This is a genomic window from Methanobrevibacter sp., assembly GCF_045577275.1.
Lineage (GTDB): Archaea > Methanobacteriota > Methanobacteria > Methanobacteriales > Methanobacteriaceae > Methanobrevibacter.
The window spans coordinates 1-7,011 of record NZ_JAZNIB010000052.1 but is presented as its reverse complement, the minus strand read 5'-3'; the positions used below and the strand labels follow the sequence as shown (position 1 = coordinate 7,011).

General features: G+C 41.3%; 9 protein-coding genes. All 9 read right to left on the bottom strand.

Going from position 1 to position 7,011, the window contains the following annotated elements; all coding sequences use genetic code 11:
* Positions 1-78: 78 nt before the first annotated feature.
* A complete protein-coding gene (locus ACKI67_RS01755) occupies positions 79-513 on the bottom strand; it encodes a hypothetical protein (protein ID WP_407461677.1) in 435 nt (144 codons plus the stop codon).
* Position 514: 1 nt separating this feature from the next.
* Positions 515-844: a phage head closure protein gene (locus tag ACKI67_RS01750; protein ID WP_407461676.1), complete on the bottom strand. Its 330-nt coding sequence runs from the start codon at positions 842-844 to the stop codon at positions 515-517.
* Positions 845-850: 6 nt separating this feature from the next.
* Complete coding sequence (locus ACKI67_RS01745; RefSeq protein ID WP_407461675.1) at positions 851-1,168, bottom strand: head-tail connector protein; 318 nt, start codon at positions 1,166-1,168, stop codon at positions 851-853.
* Positions 1,161-1,367, bottom strand: coding sequence for a hypothetical protein (locus tag ACKI67_RS01740; RefSeq protein ID WP_407461673.1), 207 nt, complete (start codon positions 1,365-1,367; stop codon positions 1,161-1,163). Before ACKI67_RS01740 ends, ACKI67_RS01745 begins: the two co-directional genes overlap by 8 nt.
* A gap of 20 nt (positions 1,368-1,387) precedes the next feature.
* Positions 1,388-2,602 (bottom strand): phage major capsid protein, encoded by a 1,215-nt coding sequence (locus ACKI67_RS01735; protein ID WP_407461672.1) that lies wholly within the window; start codon positions 2,600-2,602, stop codon positions 1,388-1,390.
* Positions 2,603-2,624: 22 nt separating this feature from the next.
* A complete protein-coding gene (locus ACKI67_RS01730; RefSeq protein WP_407461671.1) occupies positions 2,625-3,308 on the bottom strand; it encodes an HK97 family phage prohead protease in 684 nt (227 codons plus the stop codon).
* Positions 3,305-4,546, bottom strand: a complete 1,242-nt coding sequence (locus ACKI67_RS01725; protein ID WP_407461670.1) for a phage portal protein — start codon at positions 4,544-4,546, stop codon at positions 3,305-3,307. Before ACKI67_RS01725 ends, ACKI67_RS01730 begins: the two co-directional genes overlap by 4 nt.
* Before the next feature lie 105 nt (positions 4,547-4,651).
* Positions 4,652-6,439 carry a terminase TerL endonuclease subunit gene (locus tag ACKI67_RS01720; RefSeq protein ID WP_407461668.1) on the bottom strand — a complete coding sequence of 596 codons (1,788 nt, stop codon included), beginning with the start codon at positions 6,437-6,439 and terminating at the stop codon, positions 4,652-4,654.
* Positions 6,429-6,887, bottom strand: coding sequence for a hypothetical protein (locus tag ACKI67_RS01715; protein ID WP_407461667.1), 459 nt, complete (start codon positions 6,885-6,887; stop codon positions 6,429-6,431). The genes ACKI67_RS01720 and ACKI67_RS01715 overlap by 11 nt, the downstream gene beginning before the upstream one ends.
* Positions 6,888-7,011 lie beyond the last annotated feature (124 nt).

Genomic DNA, 7,011 nt, shown 5'->3' with positions numbered 1-7,011 from the left:
CATAAAACACAAAAGCAATAGGAATCTCAACATCATCAACAGTGAATCCTTCAAAGATTGTCTCAATTTCAGCATTCATCATTTGAGATTTCCCTCCTCTTTGATGTATTTTTTCTGAGCTTTGAGCATTGCTCTCTCAATCTCTCTCTTGTGAAAAGATTTTCTCAAGAATGGATGCTTTGGATATTTCCTTTGATTTGAGCCATATTCAAACATATTTGCAACAAGCTCAATCGGTGTCTCCTCACCATCCTCATTGATGAAATATCCACCAAACCAGATGCCACAATTTCTCCCATTGTCAGATGGTGTTGTATAAACCTTTGTGAGATGCAATGTGTCTGGTCTCACTGTGGCTTTTCTCAATGTCTCAGGCATTCTGTTTCTGACATTCTCAAGCACAACCTCAGCACCAGCTTTTACCATGTCATCAATCATGTTGTCACAATTATTGAGCAATGTCTCAAATTGCCACATGACCTCCTTTGGAACATCAGCTCTGAAATGTGCCATCTCAATGTGTCACCTCTTTGCATTGGAGCTCCATCTCAATGAATGCCTCATCAACATTGTTGATGTATTCAATGGAATATTTCTTGCCCCTGAATAATACAAACATTTTTCTGTCAATTGCTGTTGTTGCTGGATAGCGAAAAACAAATCTTGTGAATGCTTTTTCAAAATCTGTGCCATTGGCAATCAATGTCATGCCTCTTGTTGTCTTTACCTCAGCAAAAGGCTGGAGCACAACAACAGGCTCATCATGAATGAATCCTTGAGCATCCTTTGTCTTTGTTTCTGACACAATTGTGATTCTATATTTGTATTTTCCAGCATCAATCATGAATCATCACTCCTGTGGCAACAGATTGATTGAATGCAAATTGAGAATGCTCTCAACAACATTGTTGATGTTTGATTTGTCAACATAATATGCTCTGTTGTCATACATAGATGAGCAAAGCACATATATGACAATGACCAAATCCTCATGAGCATCCATGCCCTCAGCATCCAGACCTGTGTATGACATCACAAATTGCTTTGCAACATTCAAAGCTGTTGTGAGCAAAGCTGTGTCCTCAGCTGTGACCTCTGGGATTCTAAGATAGTCAGTGACATCTGTCACTGTGATGTCACTGACCTTTGCAATCTCAGAATTAGCCATCTGATTCACCATCTTTGTCAGCCTTCTTTGAGGCCTTCTTGGATGTTGTCTTTGGCTTGGATTCATCAGCAAGCTCAATGACATAACCAGCTCTGATGAGGTCTTTTGCAACCTCAACATCCTTGATTTCTCTCTCATCTCCCTTTTTCATGGAGATGATGCCAGAAAATGATTTTGTTGCTTTATACATCAAAGCCATGTTGATGACCTCCTCTCAAATCAAGATGCTGACATAACAAGGGCACTGATTGCCTGAGCATTCTCAACCTTTGCATCAAAGGAAACCCAGCCAACAACACCCACAGCATGAGATGTTGCATATTTCTCTCTCAAGACCTGAATGTTTACATCCTCAGAGAATTTTGTTGCAAGACCTTTCATGTCTCCATAGTAAATTGCATTTACACCAGAGGCAATCTCAGGCATGTTGTCAGAAACATAAACAGGCTTGCCAAGTAATGTTGAGCCAAAAGGAGATGCAATGTCATCCTGTAAGAGATAACGGCCAACATCATCCTTGAGCAATCTCAGAGCTGTTCTTGTAGCTCTGGACATGATGAAAATTGCATCATTCTGGAATACATCTTTGACAGAATCCTTGAGCTCAATCACCTTGTCAGCTGTGATTGCTGATGTTGAGCCAGCAAGCACTGTCTGTGTGACAGAGCCAGCCAATCCCTTAACCTGATTGACATGAGATGTTGCATCAGGATTGCCACCATTGAGGCAAGCTCCCTCAATGAATCTTGCAATTGCAAGAGCCATTCTGTCAATGACAAATGCAACAAGGTCAAACTCAGAATTGTTGATGAGCTTTCTTGAGATAAGAGTGAGAGCACCAGCAAGATAATCCTTGAGAGTGATATTTGTGAAAGAGCCAACAGAAGATGTCAGGTCAACAAATTCCTCAGCCCAAGCAACAGTGATTGCTGTGCTGGATTCATCATAATAAGGGATTTCAAGATCACCCTTGAGAGAATACTTGCTTGATCTTTCAAGGATAGGGCAAATGTCATAAACCTTTGCAATGATCTTCTTTGCAATTGTGACAGGAATGACAGCACCATTTGCACCCTCTGTCATGTTGACAGCATCTCTGGTCTCAAGCACCTTGCCTCTGATATAAGCATCAAAGCTCCTTCTCTCAGCAAGCTCTCTCTGAGCATCATCAGCCTTTGCATCAGCACCAGCCTCAGCTCCAGCATCCTCTTTCTTCTCCATCTTGCCACCACAAGCTCTGGCATCATCAAGGTCACCCATCATCTCAAGCATGTCCTTGATCTTCTTGACATCATCTCTGATTTCAGCCAGCTCCTGTGCCTCAGCATCTGTGAGCTCTCTCTTTTCTGTTTCGGCAAGATTGATGATGGATTCAGCCTTCTTGATGAGGTCATTCTTTTTCTCAATCTGTGCCTTCATTGAATTAAATGCCATGATTCTTTCCTCCTTTTGTTTTTTATGCCTTCATCTCGGCAATCATAGCTTTATAACGAGTGAAATATTCACTTGTTACCTCATTTTTATTCTCAGGCTGGTCATCCTGAGCATCATTGTCTGGAGATGATTCTCTGATTTCAGCCAGAGCCTCATCAATTGCCTCATCCTGAGCATCTGTTTCCTCTTTGATGTCAACAGAATCAGCAAACATTGTCTCTCCCAGAATCATTTTCTCCTCATTGTCTCTGACAGCAACCAATGTGCCATCATATGCTGGTGTGTGGCTCTTGTTGAGCAAGGAGACCTCTCTCAAATCAATCTCATGGAGCTCCTTGATTGGCATGCCATCCTCAGCTGTGTCTCTGGATTCAATAGGAAAGAAACCAAATGACCAGCCAACAAGCCTCCCAGCTTTTGCATCAGCAATCACATCCTTGTCAAAGATGTCAGCCTCAGCTCTGAGACCAATTGCATCCTCCTCCAGCTTGAGATTGCCATCCTTGATGCCTCCCAAATCTCTGTCCTCTTTGTGATTCAAGAGAATCCTGACATCAGGAGCTCTCTTGAGAGCTTTCTTGAATGTGCCAGCACAAACTCTCTCTCTGAATGTTCCAAGCCTCTCTGTGATTGGCTTTGACAATCTCTCAACAGCATTGACATAACCCTCAATGTGAACATGGTCAGCTCTGATGATTATTTTCATGTCATTCCCTCCTCTCCATCTATGACAGAATCATCCTCCTCTGTCTTGATGGTGTCTGTGTTTGGTGTGTAGTATTCATGTGTCTCTGTGTTATAAAGGACAGAGCCCAAGCCCAAATCAACAATGTCAAGCCCTTCAATGTGATTCATGTTCTCCATTCTTCTCATCTCATTGATGGTCATGAATCCACATTCCTTTGCCAGCTTGTATGATTCATATCTTTCCTTGACATTGGCTCTGATGATCTCCTTGACATCCAGCTCAAAGAAATATTTGCCCTTTTCTTTTTCAAGCAACAGGTCTCTGTTGAGAGCTGTCTCAAAAGCCTTGACAACAGGATATATTGCCAGCTTGAATGTGAGATTGAAATCATTGTCAGATATGTGGAATAGGTCTTTGATTTGGTCAGCCAGATTTTTCACTGTCTCATTCAATTGCATCTCAACAGATGTGTTGGATGCCTCTCTGAAATCTATGCCATTATTGAGGACAACAACATTCTCCTCTGAATCTGTGCTGTATAAATTATTCCAAGCCTTTTTCAAGAGATTGATCTCATCCTGTCCAAGCCTCCTCTCAGATTTCAGGAATCCTCTCTTGTTGCCATTGGTCTTTGCCATCTTGAGCTGATAAAGCATTGTTCTGTATGCTGTCTCAAGAGCTTTGGAGACCTCCTCTGTGATGCCAAATCCTCTTGCTCCATCTCTGGTGTTTCTCAGGAGCTTGATGAATTGGAATGGCTTATACATTCCCCCACCACAGCCAATCTCATATGTTTTATATATAGGCTCTTCCAAAATGCTGATTGCAATGAATCTGTCATCCACATAATAAAGACCAGAGACATCATTGCTCTCCTTTCTATCAATGAAAATATATCCATTACCATCAAGGAGATAATCAATGACACATGCCTTTTTCATCTGGAGACCATCCAATGTGTCATGAGTGTCACCATTGAGCATGGCAACTCTGTCATCATCCTTGACCTCAACAACATGGTCATCCTTATATTTGAACAATCTGACAGGCATGGAGGCAACAGCTGATGAGATCATGTCAACAGCTGAGGCAACAGCTGGAATGTTCATTGCTTTTTCTCTGGATATTGATTCACCAGCCAAGAGAGCACTCAGAAGGACATCACTCACTGTTGAATCATCCACAGCTGTGGAGACAACAGACACATCTCGGCTCTCTTGAGCTGGTGTTTTTTCTCTTTTCTTAAATAAAGGCATGAAACATCACCTCATAAATACAGATGTCTTTTCCTTATAAACCAATTATAAAATAAACAACATCTTGTGCATTGTCAATATTTTGCCCCAAGATGTTGTGTTTTATTAGAATACTTGAATTGTGAAATCTGATTGATTGAGAAAACAATCCTGTTGCACAAGAAACATGGCATTGATTGTGCTCACTGTCATGTCAACTTTGCCTGTGGATTTCTTCTTGTTGACATATTGATTCTTGTTGGTGTCATATGTGCATCTGGCATTCTGAAAGTTTATCTCATACAATGTGTTTTCAGTGTATTCAAATTCACCATTGAGGATTTTCTCTTTCAAGAGCTTTGTTGGAGGATGCAAGACAGATGAATGCTGTCTGATCTCAACAGTGACCAGACCAGCCCTCTCCAGCTTTTGAGCTGTGCTCAGGGCATTCCATCTGTCATAACCAACAGCTTGAATCCTGACACCCATTCTCTCCTCAATGCTCAAAATGAAATCCTCAACAACAGCATAATCAATGACAGAATCTCCACATGCAATGACCTTGCCTGTGTTCAATAGCTCCCTATAATTGACATGCTCTGTGCTCATCTTCTCATCAATTCTTCCCTCTGGTATAAATGCATATGAATCAGCAAGGATGTGATTGTTCTCATCAACAGCAAGGATGCTCACAGATGTGTTGTCATTGGATTCTGACAAATCCAAGCCAACATAAACAACTCTGTCTCTCCAATCAATCTCAGAGACCTTGCATGATTGCAATCTGGACACATCAACATATGTCTCTGTGCCAGCTCCAGAATAAATGATGTTGCAATGCTTGCAACAGAAATTCTCTCTTGCTGATTCCACAGCAATTGCATATGCTCTCTTTTTTAAGAGGTCAGCCCAGATTTCAGCTGATTCCAGAGCCACAGGATTTGATTGCTGGAGAATCAGGTCATCTGTCATCCAATTCTTTGGATTGTCTGGCTCATATAGCAATGAGAATCTGGTCTCATCCTCAATCAGACCATCCAGCACCTTCTTGGAATAGTCAACCTCATCCTCAAATGGATTGTTTAATGTTGGATATTTTGTGGAGATGATGAATCCCAGCTTGTTGAGGATGTTGAGCTGACCTGACCTCATTGCCTCAATTGCATATGAATTTGGGAGAGCTCCAACCTCATCAGCACAGAAAACATTTGGCAATTTGCCATCCATTCTGGATGTTGAATATGCCAGAGGCTCATATTTGATTTCTGTGGTATTACAAAAGATATAATCTCTCAGAATCTTGAATCTTTGCTTGCCTTTGAATTCCCTAATGATTGGTGAGCTCTTGATGGTCTCAGCAATTGCCTCTCTGATTTCTCTTGAGAGTGAGCCATCTGGAGCAACAGAGAAAAATCTTGAGAATTTGGGCTCTGTGAAAAATAAGAGAATGAACAATGTTGCCACAGTATATGTTTTATAATTCTTTCGGCATATCTCAAGCACATTGGTCTCATATTTTCTCTTTGATGGATTGTCTCTGTGCACTGTGCAAATGATGGCAACATAGGTCAGCCATTGATATTTTGTGGAGCACTCAAAGAGGCTCTGGCCAGCTTTCAGGCCTTTTGGCATCTTGAGCATCTTCAAAAGAGCCTCAACCTGTTTGAGCTTTTTCTCACTGACCTTGTATTTTGGATTCTTGCCCTCAGCAATAGGCATCCAAGCTCTCATCTGTTTCTTGACATATTTTGGTGTGGTCTTTTTTCTCACAGCCTCTTTACAATACAGATAAGCTGGAGAGCTCAGCACCAGATTGGGCTCAGCCTTTTTCTTGGCTGGAGCTTTGGCTGGCTTTTTCTTTGGAGCTGGAGATTTCTTTGCTGGAGAGCTCTTTGTGCTCTGTTTATTCATCATCCTCATCTCCACCATTTATGATGGCAAGCAATGCATCTTGCTCATTGCTGGATTCTGATGCCTTGAATCCCTTGAGAATCTTGATGAGTGTCTGGACAGTCTTGTTTGCACTGTCTGTTGTCCTGTTGTATTCAGTAATTGCTGGATTTGTATATAGATTGCCCCTTCCTTTGACATATTCTTTCTCAACCAATGTCTCAGAGCTCTCAATGGTCTTTTGCAAATCAGCCAGAATGCCAATTTGCACCTGATACCTCTGAAATGTTGTCTTAAAAAAATAGTTTTCTTGCAAGCCAGCACTCTCAGCCATCTTGAGAATCTCATTGGCTTGCTTTTGGAGCTCATTTGGTTTGGATGTCCTTCTTGTTGCCATGATTGCCTCCTGTGTGCTATTATCATAAAAATGTGTGTTTTTAGCATTTTGCCACCAATTTTGATGTTTTGCCACAGCCTCACCTCTCATTTTCAATTTTGGCTGTTTTTCTTGAAAAAATGCTGTTTTTAGGCTATTTTTAGCCGTTTTTAAGCCATTTTCCAAAAAATTATGCGTATTTTGATGGTGTGTTCAGAGA